This is a genomic window from Pseudomonas sp. GD04091, from assembly GCF_029836165.1.
Taxonomy (GTDB): Bacteria; Pseudomonadota; Gammaproteobacteria; order Pseudomonadales; family Pseudomonadaceae; genus Aquipseudomonas.
On record NZ_JAOEBG010000012.1, the window covers coordinates 142,798 to 162,937 of the forward strand.

General features: G+C 66.7%; 14 protein-coding genes. 8 read left to right on the forward strand and 6 right to left on the reverse strand.

What is annotated here, in order from left to right:
* Window positions 1-21: 21 nt before the first annotated feature.
* Window positions 22-936 carry a LysR family transcriptional regulator gene (locus tag N7422_RS16295; RefSeq protein ID WP_279807476.1) on the reverse strand — a complete coding sequence of 305 codons (915 nt, stop codon included), beginning with the start codon at window positions 934-936 and terminating at the stop codon, window positions 22-24.
* 207 nt (window positions 937-1,143) lie between these two features.
* Between N7422_RS16295 and N7422_RS16300 the strand changes: the two genes are divergently transcribed.
* From N7422_RS16300 to N7422_RS16325, 6 genes are all read left to right on the forward strand, one after another.
* Window positions 1,144-2,166: a zinc-dependent alcohol dehydrogenase family protein gene (locus tag N7422_RS16300; protein WP_279807477.1), complete on the forward strand. Its 1,023-nt coding sequence runs from the start codon at window positions 1,144-1,146 to the stop codon at window positions 2,164-2,166.
* 282 nt (window positions 2,167-2,448) lie between these two features.
* Window positions 2,449-3,849, forward strand: coding sequence for a hypothetical protein (locus N7422_RS16305; RefSeq protein ID WP_279807478.1), 1,401 nt, complete (start codon window positions 2,449-2,451; stop codon window positions 3,847-3,849).
* A gap of 83 nt (window positions 3,850-3,932) precedes the next feature.
* Window positions 3,933-5,585 carry a VRR-NUC domain-containing protein gene (locus tag N7422_RS16310; protein WP_279807495.1) on the forward strand — a complete coding sequence of 551 codons (1,653 nt, stop codon included), beginning with the start codon at window positions 3,933-3,935 and terminating at the stop codon, window positions 5,583-5,585.
* Window positions 5,582-7,837: an ATP-dependent DNA helicase gene (locus N7422_RS16315; protein ID WP_279807479.1), complete on the forward strand. Its 2,256-nt coding sequence runs from the start codon at window positions 5,582-5,584 to the stop codon at window positions 7,835-7,837. The genes N7422_RS16310 and N7422_RS16315 overlap by 4 nt, the downstream gene beginning before the upstream one ends.
* A 79-nt stretch (window positions 7,838-7,916) precedes the next feature.
* A complete protein-coding gene (pgm, locus tag N7422_RS16320) occupies window positions 7,917-9,554 on the forward strand; it encodes a phosphoglucomutase (alpha-D-glucose-1,6-bisphosphate-dependent) (protein ID WP_279807480.1) in 1,638 nt (545 codons plus the stop codon).
* A gap of 185 nt (window positions 9,555-9,739) precedes the next feature.
* Window positions 9,740-10,627, forward strand: coding sequence for a pirin family protein (locus N7422_RS16325; protein WP_279807481.1), 888 nt, complete (start codon window positions 9,740-9,742; stop codon window positions 10,625-10,627).
* 67 nt (window positions 10,628-10,694) lie between these two features.
* Here the strand turns inward: N7422_RS16325 and N7422_RS16330 are convergent, their stop codons facing one another.
* Both N7422_RS16330 and N7422_RS16335 read right to left on the reverse strand, forming a co-directional pair.
* On the reverse strand, window positions 10,695-11,111 hold the full coding sequence (locus N7422_RS16330) for a RidA family protein (protein WP_279807482.1): 417 nt from the start codon (window positions 11,109-11,111) through the stop codon (window positions 10,695-10,697).
* Complete coding sequence (locus N7422_RS16335) at window positions 11,111-12,427, reverse strand: NAD(P)/FAD-dependent oxidoreductase (RefSeq protein WP_279807483.1); 1,317 nt, start codon at window positions 12,425-12,427, stop codon at window positions 11,111-11,113. Before N7422_RS16335 ends, N7422_RS16330 begins: the two co-directional genes overlap by 1 nt.
* A gap of 368 nt (window positions 12,428-12,795) precedes the next feature.
* On the opposite strand from N7422_RS16335, the gene N7422_RS16340 reads away from it, so the two are divergent.
* Complete coding sequence (locus N7422_RS16340; protein WP_279807484.1) at window positions 12,796-13,473, forward strand: DUF1028 domain-containing protein; 678 nt, start codon at window positions 12,796-12,798, stop codon at window positions 13,471-13,473.
* Window positions 13,466-14,626: an acetylornithine deacetylase gene (gene argE, locus N7422_RS16345; protein ID WP_279807485.1), complete on the forward strand. Its 1,161-nt coding sequence runs from the start codon at window positions 13,466-13,468 to the stop codon at window positions 14,624-14,626. The genes N7422_RS16340 and argE overlap by 8 nt, the downstream gene beginning before the upstream one ends.
* Before the next feature lie 91 nt (window positions 14,627-14,717).
* On the opposite strand, the gene N7422_RS16350 is transcribed toward argE, so the two are convergent.
* The 3 genes from N7422_RS16350 to N7422_RS16360 all read right to left on the reverse strand — a co-directional run bounded on the left by N7422_RS16350 (window position 14,718) and on the right by N7422_RS16360 (window position 20,058).
* The gene (locus N7422_RS16350; protein WP_279807486.1) at window positions 14,718-16,109 is read right to left on the reverse strand and encodes an APC family permease; all 1,392 of its coding nucleotides are present in this window, start codon (window positions 16,107-16,109) and stop codon (window positions 14,718-14,720) included.
* Between the two features lie 183 nt (window positions 16,110-16,292).
* Window positions 16,293-17,543, reverse strand: a complete 1,251-nt coding sequence (locus N7422_RS16355; RefSeq protein WP_279807487.1) for a carbohydrate porin — start codon at window positions 17,541-17,543, stop codon at window positions 16,293-16,295.
* Window positions 17,544-17,652: 109 nt separating this feature from the next.
* Entirely contained in the window at window positions 17,653-20,058 is a 2,406-nt protein-coding gene (locus tag N7422_RS16360) for a glucose/quinate/shikimate family membrane-bound PQQ-dependent dehydrogenase (RefSeq protein WP_279807488.1), read from the reverse strand.
* Window positions 20,059-20,140: the final 82 nt, after the last annotated feature.

A 20,140-nucleotide genomic window follows, 5' to 3' on the forward strand; every position in this document is an offset into this window, starting at 1 on the left:
TTGGCCGGCTGTACAGATCGGTCAAAGGCTGTCGGGATCCCCGAAGAACATCTGTATCCGCGACCGCAGCCAGCGCTCCGCCGGATCGTTGTCCTGCGCCCCGCGCCAGGCCATGTGCAGTTCGAAGCTGCGCACCTCGATCGGCAGGTCTTCAGCCCGCAACCCGCCCGCGGCGGTGAGGGCATCGGCGGTGTAGTCCGGCACCGTGGCGACGATATCGGTCCCCGCCAGCAAGCTCCCCAGCCCGTTGAACTGCGGCACGGCCAGCACCACATGACGCTTGCGGCCGATCTCGTCGAGGGCTTCGTCGATGAAACCGGACAGGTCGCCGGCGAACGACACCAGGGCGTGGGGGCGTGCGCAGAAATCGTCCAGGCTGATGTTGCCGGGCATGCTGTCGGCGCGCAGCAGCTTGGGCATGCTGCGGCGCAGCACCTTGCGCTTGGCGTTGGCCGGCAGTTCGCTGGTATAGCTCACGCCCACCGAGATCTCGCCCGAGGCCAGCAGCGTGGGCATCAGCAGGTAGTTGACCCGGCGCACCACCAGCACGATGCCTGGCGCTTCGGCGCGGATGCGCTTGAGCAGCTGCGGCAGCAGGGCGAACTCGGCGTCGTCGGACAGGCCGATACGGAACACCGCGTTACTGGTGGCCGGATCGAATTCGGCGGCCCGACTGACGGCGGTGGAGATCGAATCCAGCGCAGGCGACAGCAGGGCGAAGATCTCGTGGGCCCGGGCCGAGGGCTCCATGCTGCGCCCGGTGCGCACGAACAGCGGATCGTCGAACAGGCTGCGCAGGCGCGACAGCGCGGCGCTGATCGCCGGCTGGCCGAGGAACAGCTTCTCGGCGGCGCGGGTCACGCTGCGTTCGTGCATGAGCGTTTCGAACACGATCAGCAGGTTGAGGTCGACGCGACGCAAGTCGTTACGATTCATTCGATGCGGCTCGCTGGAAGTGGGGCAGGGGTGAATCTTAAGGCCAAAGGCTGTTACCCTGCACCGATTTCCGGGTGCCAATGCACAGATTTGTCAGGGGCCCAATCAATGACAGACATGTCGACTATTAACAGCCACTGATGGTCCAACCGTGAAAGCCCGGATAAAGTCCGTGGTAATACGAGATTCACACAGGCGAGGTATGCGATGTCCCGCATGATCCGTTTCCACAAGTTCGGCCCGGCCGATGTGCTCCGTTGCGAGGAGCAGGCCGAGCCGTCCCCGGCCTCCGGCGAGGTGCAGATACGCGTCGAGGCGATCGGCGTCAGCTGGTACGACGTGCTCTGGCGGCAGAATCTGGCACCTTCCCAGGCGCGCCTGCCAGCGGGCATTGGCCATGAAATGGCCGGTGTCGTCACGGCGGTCGGCGATGGCGTGGAAGATATTGCGGTGGGCGACCGGGTCGCCAGCTTCCCGGCCACCAGCGCCAACGATCACCCGGTGTATGGCGATGTGATCGTACTGCCACGGTGCGCCATCACCCGTTACCCGGATGTGCTCACCCCGGTCGAGGCGAGCGTGCACTACACGCCGCTGTTGATGGCCTATTTCGCCTATGTCGACCTGGCTCGCGCCAAGGCCGGGCAGAGCGCGCTGGTCACGGATGCCAGCCATTGCGCCGGGCCTGCCTTCGTGCAGTTGGGCAAGGCCCTGGGGCTGAGGGTATTCGCGGCCACCAAGGAGCCCGAGCAGCGTGAGTACTTGCTGGGACTGGGCGCCGACAAGGTGATCGTCACCGAAGAGCAGGACCTGGTCCTGCAGATTGGCAAGTACACCGACGGGCGTGGCGTGGACATGGTGCTCGACGGCATGGGTGGTCCGCAGATGTCGCTGCTGGGCGATGTGCTGGCGCCGCGTGGCAACCTGGTGCTGTATGGCCTGCAGGGCGGCAACCAGACGCCGTTCCCGGCGTGCGCGGCATTCCAGAAGAACATCCAGTTCCATGTGCATTGCATCGGCAACTTCACCGGCAAGCCGGAGCTGGGCATCACCCAGGACCAGGTGGCAGTGCAGCGTGCCTTGCGCGATATCAACCAGTTCACTGCCGATCAGTTGCTGACGCCACAGATCATCAAGGTCTATCCATTCGACCAGGTGGTCGAGGCACATCGCTATATGGACGAGTGCCCTTGTGGTGGGCGAGTGGTGCTGGACATGGCCGTGAACTGACTGACAGTCAGGCGCAGATGGAAAGCCCGGGCTCTTGCCCGGGCTTTTTATTTGCGCTCGTTGTCGCTGGCGGCTTTCTTACAGACGCTGTCGTCCTGAGCAACGCTGCACGCCGGGCTCCATTAGCGAAAAAGCCTGATAGCGCGGAATCCTGCAACAACAGACCTGATCCAATTAATTCTCTTACTCGGTTTTGGGAAGTTTCCTTCAAGCTCGGTTCTGTATTCATCTGCGAGAATCTCGCCTTCAATTTTGAAGCCGTCAGGAAGATGGAGCGAACGCATGAGCACAACCCACGACCAAGCCATGCACTATATCTACCAGCAAGTCTTGCAACGCCTGCTCGACCACATGACCCAGGCGCAGCGCGCCTCGGTGCAACTGCTGGTGCAGCGTTTGCTGGTGATAGCCGGTGGCCAGGAATACATAGGCGGGTTTCGGGTACTGGTACTGCATGGCGGCGATCGACGCAGCAGCCACCTGCTGGCGTGCCTGCGGGCAGCCCAGCTCAGCATCGCCATCCGGTACGCCGCCACGTTCCGTCTGCGCGTGCTGGTGGCCAGGCTGCCCACCCTGGACGACGCAACCCTGGCCATGCACGAGCGCTGCTTTGGTGCGCTGTTTCTGCACGACGACTCGCGTGTGGAGCTTTTACGCGCCGATGGCGGCCAAGTCGGGCCGTTTGGCGCCCGGCAGGCAGGCACGCCCCGGCAACTGTCCGAGGCGGGCAATGCCTGGCTGCTGTATGGCCATCTCACCGGTGCGCGGCCCGATGCGTTGCTGGGTGCCAGGGCCTACCTGGAGCTTGCCGCTAGCCTGTCCCAGGCGCTCGAGGTGGAGGCGGGCACGGACGCGCTGGTCAGCGCGGTGCCGCTTGGCGAACGCCATCGTCTGCTCGCCTGGGGGCGACGCTGCCTGAGGCACACGGTCGAGGTGGCGCATACCTTGGCGCCGCATTGCGCCAACACCCTGGCCGAGTCGCTGGAGCAGTTGGGCCAGGTGTTGGCGGATCCGCTGGGCCCGCCCGTGCCGCGTTCATCCGGGCCGTCGACGGCCGCATTGCGGGTCGTGGCGATGGAGGACCTGCTGCATCTGGCTGAAGGGGAGCGCCTCGATCGCATGCTCGGTCTTCAGCAAGCGTTGCCGTGCCACGCCCTCGGGCCGGCGGGGCTGTTCGATCCGCTGCCCTTGGCGCATCTGCATGGCCTGAGGGCGCAATTTCTGGAACCACGCAGCTACCGTGACGGTGCACAGGCCTTTCTCGCCCGTCTCGGCCAGCAGATTGCCTGGCCCCAGGGCCAGGACTTGCGTGACGAGGCGCAGGCTCGCCTGCTCGGCGCCTATGGCGTGGCCGAGAAACAGCTGACGTGCCTGTTGTTCACACCGTTCGAAGGCGCTGGACGCCATCTCGAGCAGTTCGTGCTGCGCTGTCACCCAGGCATGCGCGTCGCATTGCCGTACCTGCACCGGGCCTTGCGCGGGCAACCATGCCCGGAACCGGTCAGTCAGTGGCTGGTGGATACCAGTGGCCTGGAACTGGCGCAATTGCGAGCGATCTACGCCGGCACGCTCGAGCCGCAGACGCAGAGTCTGTTTCGTCAGCTGGCCCGTCGCGACCTGTGGTTGCGCCCGCTCGTCGTCCACCAGGGAGAGGGCTATCCGGCGTTGCGCACCGCCACGTGAAGGGCCGTTGATCCAGTGGACTTGCCCAGGGGACGGGTCTGTATGTATAACCAGTGTCCATCTCCCACGCCCGACGCCGCACCGTGATCGCCCATTCCGTCGATGATCCGCTCTACTACCTGCACAACTTCCGCCAAGTCCTGAACTGGGTCGAGCAGCGTTATGCCGATCTGCTCGGCAACCAGGAACACGACTTCATCCGAGTCTTTGCCACGCTGCCGGTGCCCGCCCAGGCTCTGCTGGTGCGCATGGTCATGCGCAAGGGGGACTGGTTTCGCAGTGACAAGCTTGTGTACGCCGAAATCGGCGATACCGACGCGGCGTTGCGTCCGCTGCTGGCGCTGGGCTGGGTCGATACGGACGCACCGCTGGACGTGGAGCTGCTATGCGGGTTGCTGCGCAAGGAGGAGGTGGTCCGTTGTTTCGCCCGAGCGCTGACGCACCCACGGGCAGGCAAGGGCGACCTGTTGGCGCAGTTGCAGACATTGCAGCTGTCCCCCAGGCCTTTGGCCCAGTGGTTTCCCGACTTTCCCGCACGGCTGCTGCACTGGCGGCTGCAGCCGTTGTGCGACCGGCTGCGGCTGCTGTTCTTCGGCAATCTCTATCAGGACTGGTCGGATTTCGTGCTGGCCGACCTGGGGCTGCTGCGCTACGAGCAAGTGCCGTTCAGCGACGACTCCCGGGCCGTGCGCCAGCGTGCCGAGCTCGATCTGGCCCTGGCCCTGCATCAGTGTGCCGAACGCCTGGAGCAGGGCGATGCCCCTGCCGAGCTGCTGGCCACGCTGGAGCAGTTCGACAGCGCCAACCCGTGGCTGGCCCGGCGACGGGCGCGGCTGCTGTTCAGCCTTGGCCAGCAGTGCGAACGCCAGGGTGACTGGGCTCTGGCCCTGCACATCTACGCTGGCTGCGACCATCCCGAGGCGCGGATCCGTCAGGTGCGGGTGTTCGAACGCAGCGAGCAGTGGCGCCAGGCTCATGCGCTGGCCAGTGACATGGCTGTCGCGCCGGCCAACGCTCTGGAGCGCCAGGCGCTCGAGCGCATGTTGCCACGCCTGGCGCGCAAGCTCGGTGGGCCGCCCCGCGCGCGTCGGCGCACCTCGGCGGTGGAACTGATCGAGTTGGAACTGCCGGCCGAGATGGCTGCGTTGGGCGTGGAGGAGGCGGTGCGCTTGCACCTCGAGCAGTCGGGCGGGGTCGCCCGCTATGTCGAGAACACCTTGTTCAACAGCCTGTTCGGCCTGCTGTGCTGGGAGGCGATCTTCGCGCCAGTGCCCGGGGCGTTCTTCCACCCGTTCCAGGCCGGCCCGCAGGATTTGCACGACAGCGGCTTCCAGCAGCGTCGCGGCGAACTGTTCGACAGCTGCCTGGGCCGACTCGACGATGGCAGCCACCGACAGGCCATCCGCGAATGCTACCAGGCCAAGCAGGGGTTGCAGTCGCCGTTCGTGTTCTGGTCGATGCTTGACGAGCCCTTGCTCGAGCTGGCGCTGGAGCACCTGCCTGCCGAGCACCTGAAAGCCTGTTTCGTGCGGCTGTTACAGGATATCCGCGCCAATCGCGCCGGCATGCCTGACCTGATCCAGTTCTGGCCCGGGCAGGGCGGTTATCGCATGGTCGAGGTCAAGGGGCCGGGCGATCGGCTGCAGGACAACCAGCTGCGCTGGCTGGCGTTCTGTCATGAGCATGGCTTGCCGGTCGCGGTCTGCCATGTGCGCTGGAAGGCTGCCCAGGCATGAGTTACACCGTCGCGGTGCGCGCCCTGTGCGAGTTCAGCGCCAAGGTCGGCGACCTGGATCTGCGCTTTACGCCGTCGCCCAGCGCCCAAGAAGGCATCGCCGGCCATCGTCGGGTCGTGGCCCAGCGCGCTGCCGGCTACGAGGCCGAAGTGGCGCTGGAGGGTGAGTATCGCGGCTTGCGCGTACGCGGTCGCGCCGATGGCTACGACCCGGCGGGCAACCGCCTGGAAGAGATCAAGACCCATCGCGGCGACCTGGCCCGCCAACCGGACAACCATCGCCAGCTGCACTGGGCCCAGGCCAAGGTTTACGCCTGGTTGCTGTGCCAGGCACGGCAGCTGGCGGAAATCGACGTGGCGCTGGTGTACCTGGACGTGGACAGCGATGGCCAGACGGTCATTTGCCAGCGTCACCGTGCCGGTGACCTGCTGGCGTTCTTCGAAGGGCAGTGCCAGCGCTTCCTGGCCTGGGCCCAGGTCCAGGAACAGCGCCTGGCCGAGCGCGACAGGGGCCTGCAGGCGCTGGCCTTCCCCTGGCCGGTCTTTCGCCAGGGCCAGCGGCAGTTGGCCGAGACCGTGTACAAGGCCGTGAGCACCGGTCGCTGCCTGATGGCCCAGGCCAGCACGGGTATCGGCAAGACCCTCGGCACCTTGTTCCCGCTGCTCAAGGCCGTGGTGCCGCAACGCCTGGACAAACTGTACTTTCTCACTGCCAAGACCCCTGGCCGGGCACTGGCGCTCGATGCCCTGCGCCAGCTCACCCAGGGCGGCGCGCAGCCGGCGTTGCGCGGCCTCGAACTGATCGCCCGGGACAAGGCCTGCGAGTTCCCGGAAAACGCCTGTCACGGCGAGTCCTGCCCGCTGGCAAAGGGTTTTTACGACCGCCTGCCCGCTGCCCGCGAGGCTGCCGCGCAGGTGCCGCTGCTCGACCGTGCCGCCGTGCGCGAAGTGGCGCTGGCACATCAGGTCTGCCCGTACTACCTGGCACAGGAAATGGCGCGCTGGGTCGACCTGGTGGTGGCCGACTACAACTACTACTTCGACGCCCATGCCTTGCTGTTCGGCCTGGCTCAGGCCAACCAGTGGCGCACGGCGGTGCTGGTGGACGAGGCGCACAACCTGGTCGAGCGCGGTCGGCAGATGTACAGCGCGACGTTCGATCAGGGGCAGTTGCTCGCGCTGCGCCAGAGCAAGCCGGCCGGCCTGGGCAGTGCCCTGGACCGCCTGAATCGGCAGTGGAACGCGCTGTACAAGGCGCAAGTGGCGCCGTACCAGGCATTCGAACAGCTGCCGGATGCCTTCGTGCGGGCCTTGCAGCAGTGCATCGGCCTGATTCAGGAGCGGATGAACCAGTCGCCCGCCGAGGTCGAGCCCCAGGTGCTGGAGTTCTTCTATCAGGCGCTGCAGTTCAGCCGGATCGCCGAGCTGTTCGATGAGCACTTTCTGTTCGATATCAGCCAGCGCAGTGGCCTGCGGGGGCGGCGCCTGGCCACCCTGTGCCTGCGCAACGTGGTGCCGGCGCGGCTGCTGGGGCCGAGGATGCGCGCGGCCCGCAGCGTCACACTGTTTTCCGCCACGCTCAACCCGCGACACTTCTATGTCGACCTGCTGGGCCTGCCCGCTGACGTGGCATGGCTGGAGGTCGCCGCGCCGTTCAAGGCCGAGCAGTTGGAGGTGCGTATCGTCAGCGAGGTCTCGACGCGCTATCAGCAGCGCCAGGCTTCGGTGGCGCCGATCGTCGAGCTGATCGCCGCGCAGTTCGCCCGTCAGCCGGGCAACTACCTGGCGTTCTTCAGCAGCTTCGAATACCTCGAGCAGGTGGCGCGGGCGTTGGCCGAGCGCCACCCCGCGCTGGCTCAGTGGCGCCAGGCGCCGGGCATGGACGAGGGTAGCCGCGAGGCGTTCCTGGCGCGCTTCGAGACGGACGGGCGAGGGGTCGGCTTCGCCGTGCTGGGCGGCGCCTTCGCCGAAGGGGTGGACCTGCCGGGCACGCGGCTGATCGGTGCCTTCGTCGCCACCCTTGGCCTGCCCCAGGTCAATCCGGTCAACGAGCAGTTCAAGCAGCGTCTGGGGCGACAGTTCGGTGCCGGCTTCGACTATGCCTACCTGTACCCTGGCGTGCGCAAGGTGATCCAGGCCGCCGGCCGGGTGATCCGCGGCGAAGAGGACCGTGGCGTGCTGCTGCTGATCGACGAGCGGTTTGCCGAAGCGCGTGTGCGGCAGATGTTTCCCTCCTGGTGGCGGTGCGTGTGAACGCTGCCATCGCCTGGGGCTGAAACTCCCAGTACACTGCGCGTTCCAACACCCACATTCGTTGATTTCGAGGTTCTGCATGACGCTCAGTCCTTTGGCAGGCAAGCCGGCTCCGGCCAGCGTGCTGGTCGATATCCCCCGCCTGTTGACCGCCTACTACACCGGCCGCCCCGACGCCGCCGTGGCGGCCCAGCGCGTGGCCTTCGGCACCTCGGGCCACCGCGGCACCTCGTTCGAGCTGAGCTTCAACGAACGCCATGTGCTGGCGATCACCCAGGCCATCTGTCTGTATCGTCAGGAAAAGGGCATCGACGGGCCGCTGTTCATCGGCGCCGACACCCATGCGCTGTCGGCCCCGGCCGCCGCCAGCGCGCTGGAGGTGCTGGCAGCCAATGGCGTGCAGGTGATGCTGTCCAAGAATGACGAGTACACCCCGACGCCGGCGGTGTCCCATGCCATCCTCTGCCATAACCGTGATCGCCAGCAGGGGCTGGCCGACGGCATCGTCATCACGCCGTCGCACAACCCGCCGCAGAGCGGCGGTTTCAAGTACAACCCGCCCAACGGCGGCCCGGCCGACAGCGACGTGACCAAGTGGATCGAGGGCAAGGCCAACGAACTGCTGGCGGCGGACCTGGCTGGCGTCAAGCGCATGGACTACCAGCAGGCGCTGGCGGCGCCGACCACCCAGCGTCACGACTACGTCACCAGCTACGTCGCCGACCTGGAAAACGTCATCGACTTCGACGTGATCCGTGGCGCCAACCTGCGCCTGGGCGTCGACCCGCTGGGCGGCGCCGGGGTGCGCTACTGGTCGGCCATCGCCGAGCGCTACCAGCTCGACCTGGAAGTGGTGAACACCGAGGTCGACCCGACCTTCCGCTTCATGACCGTCGACTGGGATGGCCAGATCCGCATGGACCCTTCCTCGCCACACGCCATGCAGGGCCTGATCGGCCTGCGCGAGCGCTTTGACGTGGCCTTCGCCTGCGACCCGGACCACGACCGCCACGGCATCGTCACCGCCGACGGCCTGCTGCAGCCGAACAATTACCTGGCCGTGGCCATCGACTACCTGTTCCGTAACCGTCCGCAATGGCGCCAGGATGCCGCGGTGGGCAAGACCGTGGTCTCCAGCGGCCTGATCGACCGTGTGACCGCCGGCCTGGGCCGTGAGCTGTACGAAGTGCCGGTGGGCTTCAAGTTCTTCGCCCAGGGGCTGTTCGACGGTTCGCTGGGCTTTGGCGGCGAAGAGAGTGCCGGCGCTTCCTTCCTGCGCCGGGACGGCTCGGTCTGGACCACCGACAAGGATGGCCTGATCCCGGCGCTGCTGGCGGCCGAAATGACCGCCCGCACCGGGCGCAACCCGAGCCAGATCTATGCCGATCTGACCGCCAGGCTGGGCAAGCCTTACGCCACTCGTGTCGAGGCCAAGGCCGATGCGCGGCAGAAGGCGTTGCTGAGCAAGCTGTCGCCGGAGCAGGTCAAGTCCACCGAACTGGCGGGCGAGCCGATCCTGCAGATCCTCAGCCACGCGCCGGGTAACGGCCAGGCCATCGGCGGCCTGAAGGTGATGACCGAGAACGGCTGGTTCGCCGCCCGACCGTCCGGGACCGAGGACATCTACAAGATCTACGCCGAGAGCTTCATCGACGAGGCGCACCTGGCGCGCCTGGTGCAGGAAGCGCAAGTGCTGGTGGATGCGGCGATCGCCTGATCGACGTCCCACGCCACTCGCGGGGCAAGCCCGTTCCCACAAGCCCGTGTGCGTTGGCGTGGGAGCGGGCTTGCCCCGCGATGCATTCATTGTTCCAAAATTGGAACAATGAATGCCATTTTAGCGGTCTACCGAATCATTAGTCTCATCTGTAAGGTGGTTCTATCCACGAGAGGAGGCTTCTCATGAAAAAGATCCAAGGCATCCATCGCAGCCCCAACGCCCACTGGGTGGGTGACGGCTTCCCGGTGCGCAGCCTGTTCACCTATGACCACCTGGCGCGGCACATCAGCCCGTTCCTGCTGCTGGACTACGCCGGCCCGCATGACTTCACGCCCACCCCCACGCGCCGTGGCGTCGGCCAGCATCCGCACCGCGGCTTCGAGACGGTGACCATCGTCTACCAGGGCGAGCTGGAGCACCGCGACTCCACCGGTGCCGGTGGCCTGATCGGCCCGGGCGACGTGCAGTGGATGACCGCCGCGGGCGGCATCATCCACGAAGAGTTCCATTCGCCAGCCTTCGCCAGGAGCGGCGGCACGCTGGAAATGGTCCAGCTGTGGGTCAACCTCCCGGCCAGGGACAAGCGCGCCGCCGCCGGCTACCAGACACTGCTGGCCAATGACATTCCACGGGTGACGCTGGACGGCGAGGCGGGCAGCCTGCGGGTGATCGCCGGCCGCTACCTGGACCATCAGGGACCGGCCCGCACCTTCACCGACATGGACGTGTGGGACCTTCGTCTGCAGGCCGGCGCCACGCTGCAATTGCCGGTGGCCGCGGGGCGCAATGCCGCACTGGTGGTGTTGCGCGGCAACCTGCGGGTCAATGGCGAGCGTGAGGCGGGGGCGGCCAGCCTGGTGCTGCTGGAGCGCGATGGCGCCGATGTGCGCATCGAGGCACTGGATGAGGTCAGCGTGCTGCTGCTCAGCGGCGAGCCGATCGACGAGCCCATCGTTGGCTACGGTCCGTTCGTGATGAACAGCCAGGCGGAGATCGCCGAGTCGTTCGACGACTTCCAGGCCGGGCGGTTCGGGCAAATGGGCGGTGTCGAGCGCGGCTCCATCCGATAGAAGTGATCGCGGGGCAAGTCGCATCGGCGCGCCGATGCGACTTGCCCCGCGATTGCGTTTCAGCGTTTCATGCCTGATCCGGCACTACCGCGATCACATCGATTTCCATCAGCCACTCGGCTTGCGCCAAGCCCGCCACCACCAGCCCGGTGGAGATCGGGTACACACCCTTGAGCCACTTGCCGACCTCCATGTACACCGGTTCGCGGAAACGCGGGTCGGTGATGTAGGTGGTGGTCTTGACGATGTGCGACAGCTGCGAGCCTGCCTCTTCCAGCAACTGCTTGACGTTCTTCATCGCCTGCTCGGCCTGGGCGCGCGGATCGCCCAGCCCGACCAGACGGCCTTCGAAATCGGTACCGACCTGCCCGCGCACATAGATGGTGTTGCCGGCGCGTACTGCCTGGCACAGGTCGTTGTCCAGGGTCTGGTTGGGGTAGGTCGCCTTGGTGTTGAACATGCGGATGCGAGTGTGGGTAGGCATCAGAGGGCTCCGAAAGTGCTGACGTTGCTGAGCGAGGATGGCTGGCGGTCCGTTGCGCGCTGCTCGCGGTCGCGGTAGGCCAGGTAAGTGCGCTGGGTGGCGATGTGGCCGGCGACGTGCTTGGCGTCGTGCCACACGCCCCAGATGAACGAGGAACCGCGACGCGACAGCCAGGGCAGGCCGAGGAAGTACACGCCCGGCTCCTTCGACACGCCGCGCTGGTGCTGTGGCTTGCCGTTGGCGTCGAAGGCGTCGACCTGCAGCCAGCTGAAATCCACGCCGTAGCCGGTGGCCCAGATGATGGTGCGCACGTTGGCCTGGGCCAGGTCCAGCTGCAGCAGCGGCTGGCTGACGCAGTCGGGGTCGGGCAGGCGCTTGCGCGCCTCGGGTTCCAGCGACAGGTCCAGGCCGTTGCGTTCGATGTAGGCGTCGGCGGCGTCGAGCAGGGCCAGGTAGTTTTCGTCGCCGCGATCGATGTTCTCGGCCAGGTTGTCCTGGAAGCGGACCACGCCATCTTCGAACGACTGGGTCAGCCCGACCAGGGTCATGCCCTGGTGGGCGAGGGCGCGAAAGTCCACGGTGTGGCCGCCGCGGGCGCCGGACACGGCGATGGTCACGTGCTCGCGACCCGGCTTGGCGATCTCGGCGTCCCACTCGCCGAGCACGCCGAGCCACCAGCAGAAGTCGCGATTGCGATAGCTGCGTGGCGGACGGTCGTGGGCGCCGACCGACAGGTACACCTGACGTCCGGCGCGCATCAGTTCTTCGGCGATCTGCACGCCGGAGGAGCCGGCGCCCACCACCAGCACCGCGCCTTCAGGCAGCTGCTCGGGGTTGTAGTAGGCGGCGGAGTGGATCTGGTGCAGGCCTGCGTCCTTCGGTGCGATGGCCGGGATCACCGGACGCTGGAATGGGCCGGTGGCGGCCACCACGCGGTTGGCGCGGATCACCCCCTGGTTGGTGTCGATGGTGAAGCCCGGACGGTCGGCGTTGCGCACCACCTTCCTCACCTCGACGCCAGTGCGCACCGGCAGGTTGTACTTGCGCACGTACTGCTCGAAGTAGTCGGCGACCTGGTCCTTGCCGGCGAAGGCGTCAGCGTCGAGGTCGAATTCCAGGCCCGGGAAGCGGTCGTGCCAGACCGGGCCGTTGGCCACCAGCGAGTCCCAGCGGCCGGTGCGCCAGGCCTCGGCGATGCGGTTGCGCTCCAGTACCAGGTGCGGCACGCCGAGCTTGCTCAGGTGTTCGCTCATGGCCACGCCGGCCTGGCCGGCGCCGACCACGAGGGTGTCGATTTCGATGTTGTTCAGTGTCATGTCCCAGCCCTTCTTCAGCGGCGTTCTTGTTCAGGTCGGTGGGGACCGCCTTTGCCTGGGGCCAGACTAGGGATGGCTGGGGAATCGCGAAAATAGTATTTAGCTGGGGCTTGCCGATAAATTGGCGAAGGGGGGCGGCAAGTGCCCGAATGGGTTTTACCGCAATCGTGGGAGCGGGCTTGCCCCGCGATAGCGCTGGCGGGCCATCGAAGAGGGTTCGGCCGACCTCGTCGCGGGGCAAGCCGGCTCCCACGCGTTCAACGTGGCGGCGTCATAGTTTTTTCCTGTCCAGTACCGAGGAAAATGTTGGTTTCGCGGCTTTCGGGGCCCGCCGAGAATGCCGGTAACCTCAACACAGGAGCTGCACCATGACCTTCTCCATCATCGGCCGTTGTCAGGAAACCGGCCAGGTCGGCATCGCCATCAGTTCATCGAGCATCGCCGTCGGCGCCCGCTGCCCCTGGGTGCGCGCCGGGGTCGGCGCGGTGTCGACCCAGAACATCACCTTGCCGGCCCTCGGCCCGCAGATCCTCGATGCCCTCGAGCAGGGCCAGCTGCCGCCGGCAGCGGCGCTGGACCGGGTACTGAGCGCCAACGGCTGGAGCGAATACCGCCAGGTCACGGTGATCGACAGCCATGGCCAGGTGGCGCTGTTCACCGGCAAGCAGGCCCTGGGCACGCACCATGCCGTGGCCGGCGAGCAGTGCGCGGCGGCGGGCAACCTGCTGTCCTCGCAGGCGGTGATCGAAGCGATGGTGGCGGCGTTCGAGCAGGCCGGTGGCCACCTGGCCGACCGCCTGCTGGCGGCGATGCACGCCGCCATGGCGGCCGGTGGCGAGGCGGGGCCAGTGCATTCGGCGGCATTGAAGATTGCCGGCGAACTGACCTGGCCGCTGGTGGACCTGCGCGTGGACTGGGCCGAGCAGGATCCCATCGGCGAGCTGGACAGGTTGTGGCAGGCCTATCGTCCGCAGATGCAGGACTACGTGACCCGCGCGCTGAACCCGACCGCCGCGCCGAGCTATGGAGTGCCGGGCGATGAGTGAGGTCTGCAGCCGGGCGCTGCTGGAGCGGCTGGTGGGGTTCGCCACGGTCAGCCGCGACTCCAACCTGGAGTTGATCGCGTTCATCCGTGACTACCTGGGCGGGCTTGGCGTGGACAGCGAACTGTTCCACAACGAAGAGGGCACCAAGGCCAATCTGTTCGCCACCCTCGGCCCGAGCGATCGTGGTGGCGTGGTGCTGTCCGGGCACACCGACGTGGTGCCGGTGGATGGCCAGGCCTGGACCGTCGAGCCGTTCCGCCTGACCGAGCGCGATGGCCGCCTGTATGGCCGTGGCACGGCTGACATGAAAGGCTTCATCGCCTCGGTGCTGGCGGCGGTGCCGGCGTTTCTCGCCCAGCCGCTGAAGATGCCGGTGCACCTGGCGTTTTCCTACGACGAGGAGGTCGGCTGCCTGGGCGTGCGTTCGATGCTTGCCGCCCTGGCGCAGCGTGCGCACAAGCCGCGCCTGTGCCTGATCGGCGAGCCCACCGAGCTCAAGCCGGTGCTCGGCCACAAGGGCAAGCTGGCCATGCGTTGCCAGGTGCATGGCGCCGCCTGTCACTCGGCCTATGCCCCCTACGGTGTCAATGCTATCGAGTACGCGGCGCGGCTGATCGGCAAGCTGGGCGAGATCGGTGACGAGCTGGCGCTTCCCGCGCATCACGACACGCGTTTCGACCCGCCGTTTTCCACGGTGCAGACCGGCGTGATCAAGGGCGGCAGGGCGCTGAACATCGTCCCCGAGGAGTGCGAGTTCGACTTCGAGGTACGCGCCTTGCCCGGTTTCGAGGCGCAGGCGGTGGCTGACCGGCTGCAGACCTATGCCGAAGCCGAGTTGCTGCCGCGCATGCGCGCGGTGAACGGCAGCAGTGACATTCGCCTGCGGCCGTTGAGTGCCTATCCGGGCCTCGCCACGCCAGCCGACAGCGAAGCGGCGCGCCTGGTGGCGCTGCTCAGCGGTTCGAGCGATTTCGGCACGGTGGCCTTTGGCACCGAGGGTGGACTGTTCGATCAGGCGGGGATTCCCACGATGGTCTGCGGGCCGGGGAGCATGGAGCAGGGGCACAAGCCCGACGAGTTCGTCAGCGTCGAGCAGTTGCAGGGGTGCGATGCGATGTTGCGGCGGTTGGCGGATCATCTGAAGCAGGATTGACAGTGTCGGTTTCTTCGCGGGCAAGCCCGCTGCCACAGGGGCTGCGATGACCTTGTGGCAGCGGGCTTGCCCGCGAATGGGCCGGTGTGGCTTACAACGGCTCAGGCCTGAACAACGGCTTCTTCATTACCCCCTTGATCCACACGACGGCGATCAGTGACACCACCGCCAGCACCACCCCCGCCGTGCCGAAGATCTTCACGCTCATCTCCGGGCTGGGCGAGGCATGCCAGATCGCATAGAGCATCCCGCCGATACCGAACAGCTGTGGCAGCGGATAGAACGGCGTGCGGAACGGCCGTGACAGGTGCGGGTAGCGCCGACGCAGGGCGATCACGTCCAGGTGCACGATGATGTACGCCAGCAACCAGGCCAGCGCGGCGGACAGCAGCAACAGGTTGATCGCCGCCGCGTCCTGGCCCATCAGCAGGATCGGCACGCCGGTGATCGCCGCCACGAACAGCACCGCCACCCAAGGCGTGCGGGCGCGAGGGCTGAGCTGCTTGAACTGAGGGAACGCCTGGCCATTGCAGGCCATGCCGTAGAGCATGCGCGGGATGGCCGCCAGCGACGTGTTGAGGGTGCTGCAGGTGGCGGTGACCGCGGCGATCACCAGGAACACCTCGCCGGTCTTGCCGAACACTGTGGTGGCGAACAGGTAATGGGGCAGGGCGTCCGTGCTCAGCGCTTCGCGGGGCACCAGGAACAGCGCACCCAGGCCGTACAGGCCGATGGTGGCGAAGATCACGGTCAGGCCGATGATCATCGAACGCGGGATGTTGCGCTCGGGCTTGCGGGTTTCTTCCACCAGCGAACAGACGAACTCGGCACCGACGAAGCCCCACACGGCCATGGCGGTCAGGGCCAGCACCCCGGCACCCATGGGGTTCCAGTCGCCCTGCAGCAGGGTGGTGGTGACACCATCGGCGTGGCCCTCGCTGATCGCGGCGACGCCGAGGATCAGCAGCACGATCACCATGACCACGGCCATGGCGCTCTGCAGCTTGGCGAAGATGTCGATACCCATGAGGTTGAGGGCGGTGAACAGGGCGAGCACGCCGAAGGCCACCGAGTACTGTGGGAACACTCCGGGATAGACCTTGCCGACGATCAGGTCGAGCAGCAGCAATTCGGCCGACAGCGCGAACATCGCCACCACCACGTAGCCGGAGAAGGTCGCCAGGATCGCCGGGAAATGTCCCAGCGCCACTTCGGTATAGCTCGACAGGCTGCCGGCGCGCGGTATCAGCAAGGCCAGTTCGGAAAACGAAAACGCATAGCTAAGGGCCAGCAGGTAGGCCAGCCCCAGCGGCACGATGAAGCCCAGGCCGGCGGCGCCGACCCCTTGCAGCATCATCACCATCACCCCTTGCGACACCACCAGGCCGACGGCCACCGCCAGCAGCGACCCCAGCCCCAGGACCCGGCGAAAGCCGGCTTGATCGTGCTGCACGCTGGCAGGCACGGATGCACTTGCACTCATGACAGTTCTCCGCTCTTTGTTGTTGTAGTTGCGCCAGATACTGGGGCAGGGGGTAGGGCGGGGAAATTAGTAAATATGTGGTTGGTGCAGAGGAAAAAACTGGGTTGGCCGGTGCCCACAGGTACACGCGATCTCCTGTGGGAGCCGGCTTGCCGGCGAAAGGGCCGCAGGGCGGCCCTGGGCTCAGAATGTCGCCTTGACCTGCAACCCGAATACCAGCGCGTTGTCGATGTCCTTGCCGGAAAATGCCCCCGGCTCGACGATGTATTGCACGTCCGGTCGCAGGTTCAGCCACGGCGTGGCCTGATAGCCGTAGCTCAGTTCGATCAGCTGTTCGGCGCTGTCGAGGTTGGGGAACGGCTGCCCGGCATCGAGCGCGGCGTCTTCGAGCACATCACGGCTACGCGGGTTCGGCACCGCGCGGCCATAGCCAAGCGCGAGGGTATCCCGTGGCCGGCCCTCGAACGGCTTGTACAGCACCACGCCCGCGCCATACCACTTGGTGAACGGCGAGGCCGCCTTGCTCGACGCCGAGTACTGGCCGAACGCATGCAGGCTGCGCCCGGGCGACGCGGGGTCGTTCCATACGGCCTGGTCGATCAGCAGGTAATGGCCGCCACGGCCGGCGACTTCCCCGCTGCTGCCGATGCGCCGCACGTTCGAGCTGTCGTAGTAGTAGCCGACCTTGTACTCGCCCGGCAGCTCGCCGCGCAGCTTGTACACCAGCTCCACCGGGACCACAGTGCCGGTGGTGTGCTTGGGCCCCAGGTGCCAGGCGCGGCTGGCGTTGCCGTTGCTCTCGGGGTCGACGTTGAATGCCGCCACCCGCAGTTGCCAGTCGGGCGCCAGGTCGTACTTCAGCCGCACGCCGAGATGGGCGTTGGGGTAGTTGGTCCAGCCGCTGCCGCCAGACATGTTCAACGGATGCCCGCAGAAACCGGCGTTCATGAAGTTGCACAGGATGCCGCTGTCCAGGCCGCCGAGGTCGTTGCCCATGGCCATGTAGCCGAGCTTGAGGTTCAGGGCCGGCGACAGGTTGCGTTCGTAGCTGAGTTCGGTCAGGCGGGTATAGAGGCCACCGTAGTTCTCCTGGATCGGCAGGCGGTTGCCCACCAGGTCTTCCGAGGCGCTGTTGCCGCGGCGGTCGTTGACGGTCAGCTGGACCTTGCCGGCGTTGTCCAGGCCGTACAGTTTCGACAGGTCGAACTGCACGCCCAGCTTGAGGTTCTGCGAGTAGCGGGCCGAACGATGCAGGCCGCCGTGGGCGTTGTAGGCGGTCTCGCCGCTGTAGTCGCCGGTGAAGGTGATGCCATTTTCCTCGAGCTGGTGGCGCAGGCCGCCCCAGTCGCCGGTCAGGGTGTTGCCGGCGGCGAATGTAGTGGTGCTGGCGAGGGCAAGAAGCAGGGAGGGGGTGAGGCGTGAAACAGATGACATTGCGAAGTCTCGGGTGGTCTGAAAGGGCCTCATCGCCGGCAAGCCGGCTCCCACATCGAGTGCGCGGACCCTGTGGGAGCCGGCTTGCCGGCGATTCAGGCGACGCGATTTACGGCAGGGCGTACGCCATCACGTAGTCGCCGCGGTCGGTCGACTGGCGCGCGCCGCCGGCGGTGATCACCACGTACTGCTTGCCGGTCTTCGGCGACACATAGGTCATCGGGCCGCCCTGGCTGCCGACCGGCAGGCGGGCCTTCCAGATCTCGTTGCCGTTGCCGCTGTCGTAGGCGCGCAGGTAGAAGTCCTGGGTACCGGCGATGAACACCAGGCCACCCTGGGTGGACAGGGTGCCGCCCAGGGTCGGCAGGCCGATCTTGATCGGCAGGTGCATGCGGATGCCCAGGGGGCCGGTGTCCTCGACGGTGCCGACCGGCACTTGCCAGGCGATCTGCCGGGTCTTCATGTCGATGGCGGTGAGGGTGCCGAACGGCGGCGCCTGGCACGGGATGCCGGCCACCGACAGGAAGCGGTTCTTGTTCACCGCATACGGGGTGCCCTTGAGCGGCACGGCGCCCATGCCGGTGTTCAGCGCCTCGCCCCCGGAGGCGGCCGAGCCTTGGTTCTGCGAGGGGACCATCTGGATCCACAGGCCCAGGCGCATGTCGTTGACGAAGATGAAACCGTGCACCGGGTCGGTGGAAATGCTGCCCCAGTTCATGCCGCCCAGCGAGCCTGGGAAGCTCAGCGACAGGTCGGTGCCGGGGGCGGTGTACAGGCCGTCGTAGCGCATCTTCCTGAAGTCGATGCGGCACAGCAGCTGGTCGTACGGGGTGGCGCCCCACATGTCCGACTCGGTCAGGGTCTGCGCGCCGATCTGCGGCATGCCCACCGACTTCGGCTGGGTCGGCGAGTACGGCTCGTTGGGGATGTTGCCCGGCTTGACCGGTACTTCGTCGACCTGGGTCAGCGGCTTGCCGGTGGCGCGGTCGAGCACGTAGATCTGCCCGGCCTTGGTGCCGATCACCAGCGCGGGCACGTGGGTGCCGTCGTCCTTGGTGAAATCGATCAGGCTCGGCTGCATCGGCAGGTCGAAGTCCCAGAGGTCGTTGTGCACGGTCTGGTACACCCACTTTTCATTGCCCGTGGTGGCGTCCAGGGCCAGCACCGAGGCGCCGTAGGTGTGGTCCAGCGCGCTGCGCTCGACACCGTAGATGTCGGTGGACGAGGAGCCCATCGGCAGGAACACGGTGTTCATCGCCGGATCGTACGACATCGGTGCCCAGCTGTTGGGGGTACTGCGCACGTAGGTCTTGTCGCCTCGCGGGGCGTCGCGATCTACCGGGTTGCCCGGGTCGAAGGCCCAGCGCTGGGCGCCGGTGATCACATCGAAGCCCCGGATCACGCCGCCGGGCATGTCGGTCTGCACGTTGTCTGCCACGCGCCCGCCGACCACCACGGTGGTACCGGCCATCAGCGGCGCGGAGGACAGCTGGTAGTAGGAATCAGGGACATCGCCCAGGCCGGCCTTGAGGTCGACCTGGCCGTTGTCGCCGAAGCCCTGGCAGAACGCGCCGGTGTCGGCATCGACCGCGATCAGGCGGCCATCGATGGTGTTGGTCAGCAGGCGGCGCTGGCAGTTGGCGCCGGCCGGCACGCTGGCCACACTGATCGGCGAGCTGTTCGGCTGGGTCGGCTGGGCGATCGGCGCGCTGGCGTCGAAATAGGCCAGGCCGCGGCAGCGCTGCCAGACCTTGGATTGCGCGTTGATGGCGTTCTTCCACAGCTCCTTGCCGGTGTCGGCGTCGAGGGCGATCAGGTTGTTGTGCGGGGTGCAGATGAACACCTTGTCGCCGACCTGCAGCGGGGTGAGCTGGTCTTCGGCGCCGTTGCCGTCGCTGATGGCCACGTCGCCGGTGTGGTAGGTCCAGGCCACCTTGAGTTTGTCGACATTGTCACGGTTGATCTGATCCAGCGCGGCGAAGCGGCTGCCGCCCTCGGTGTTTCCGTAGTGTGCCCAGTCCTTCTGCTGCTGGCCGGGCTCGACCGGGGTCAGGCCCGGGCCGTTGCCGGTGGGCGCGACGCTGGGGTGGGCGACGAACATGTTGCCGGCGGCGATCGCCAACGCCACGGCCAGCAGGCCGGCGACGCCATAGGCGCCACGTGCCTGGCGCCGCACCAGTTGCGGATAGACCAGCGCCACCACCAGGCCGATGGCGGCGAACATGAACAACCGCGAGAACAGTGGCCAGAACACCAGCCCGGCATCGACCACCGCCCAGAGCGCCGTGCCGAGCAGGAACAGGGCATAGAGCCAGGCGCCGGCCGGCTTGCGGCGGGCAATGAGAACGCCGGCGATGGCCATGGCCAGGCCGCCGCTCAGGAAGTACCAGGAACCGCCCAGGCCGGCCAGCTTGACGCCGCCGGCGGCCAGGAGCAGGCCGAGCAGGGCGATGACCACGCCCAGTCCGACCAGGATGAGGGTTGAGGCGCCAGAGGCGCGGGGGGTGTCTTTCATGACGGGGATCTCGCAGGTGGAATGCCGGCAGTTTAATCCCTTAGCAAGCTAATTAACAAGTTAGTACATTTTGCGTGGAGCA

Excerpts from the sequence above, each read along its gene's own strand:
- N7422_RS16295 (WP_279807476.1), bottom strand. The coding sequence starts at position 936 with ATGAATCGTAACGACTTGCGTCGCGTCGACCTCAACCTGCTGATCGTG.
- N7422_RS16300 (WP_279807477.1), top strand. The coding sequence starts at position 1,144 with ATGTCCCGCATGATCCGTTTCCACAAGTTCGGCCCGGCCGATGTGCTC.
- N7422_RS16305 (WP_279807478.1), top strand. The coding sequence starts at position 2,449 with ATGAGCACAACCCACGACCAAGCCATGCACTATATCTACCAGCAAGTC.
- N7422_RS16315 (WP_279807479.1), top strand. The coding sequence starts at position 5,582 with ATGAGTTACACCGTCGCGGTGCGCGCCCTGTGCGAGTTCAGCGCCAAG.
- pgm (WP_279807480.1), top strand. The coding sequence starts at position 7,917 with ATGACGCTCAGTCCTTTGGCAGGCAAGCCGGCTCCGGCCAGCGTGCTG.
- N7422_RS16325 (WP_279807481.1), top strand. The coding sequence starts at position 9,740 with ATGAAAAAGATCCAAGGCATCCATCGCAGCCCCAACGCCCACTGGGTG.
- N7422_RS16330 (WP_279807482.1), bottom strand. The coding sequence starts at position 11,111 with ATGCCTACCCACACTCGCATCCGCATGTTCAACACCAAGGCGACCTAC.
- N7422_RS16335 (WP_279807483.1), bottom strand. The coding sequence starts at position 12,427 with ATGACACTGAACAACATCGAAATCGACACCCTCGTGGTCGGCGCCGGC.
- N7422_RS16340 (WP_279807484.1), top strand. The coding sequence starts at position 12,796 with ATGACCTTCTCCATCATCGGCCGTTGTCAGGAAACCGGCCAGGTCGGC.
- argE (WP_279807485.1), top strand. The coding sequence starts at position 13,466 with ATGAGTGAGGTCTGCAGCCGGGCGCTGCTGGAGCGGCTGGTGGGGTTC.
- N7422_RS16350 (WP_279807486.1), bottom strand. The coding sequence starts at position 16,109 with ATGAGTGCAAGTGCATCCGTGCCTGCCAGCGTGCAGCACGATCAAGCC.
- N7422_RS16355 (WP_279807487.1), bottom strand. The coding sequence starts at position 17,543 with ATGTCATCTGTTTCACGCCTCACCCCCTCCCTGCTTCTTGCCCTCGCC.
- N7422_RS16360 (WP_279807488.1), bottom strand. The coding sequence starts at position 20,058 with ATGAAAGACACCCCCCGCGCCTCTGGCGCCTCAACCCTCATCCTGGTC.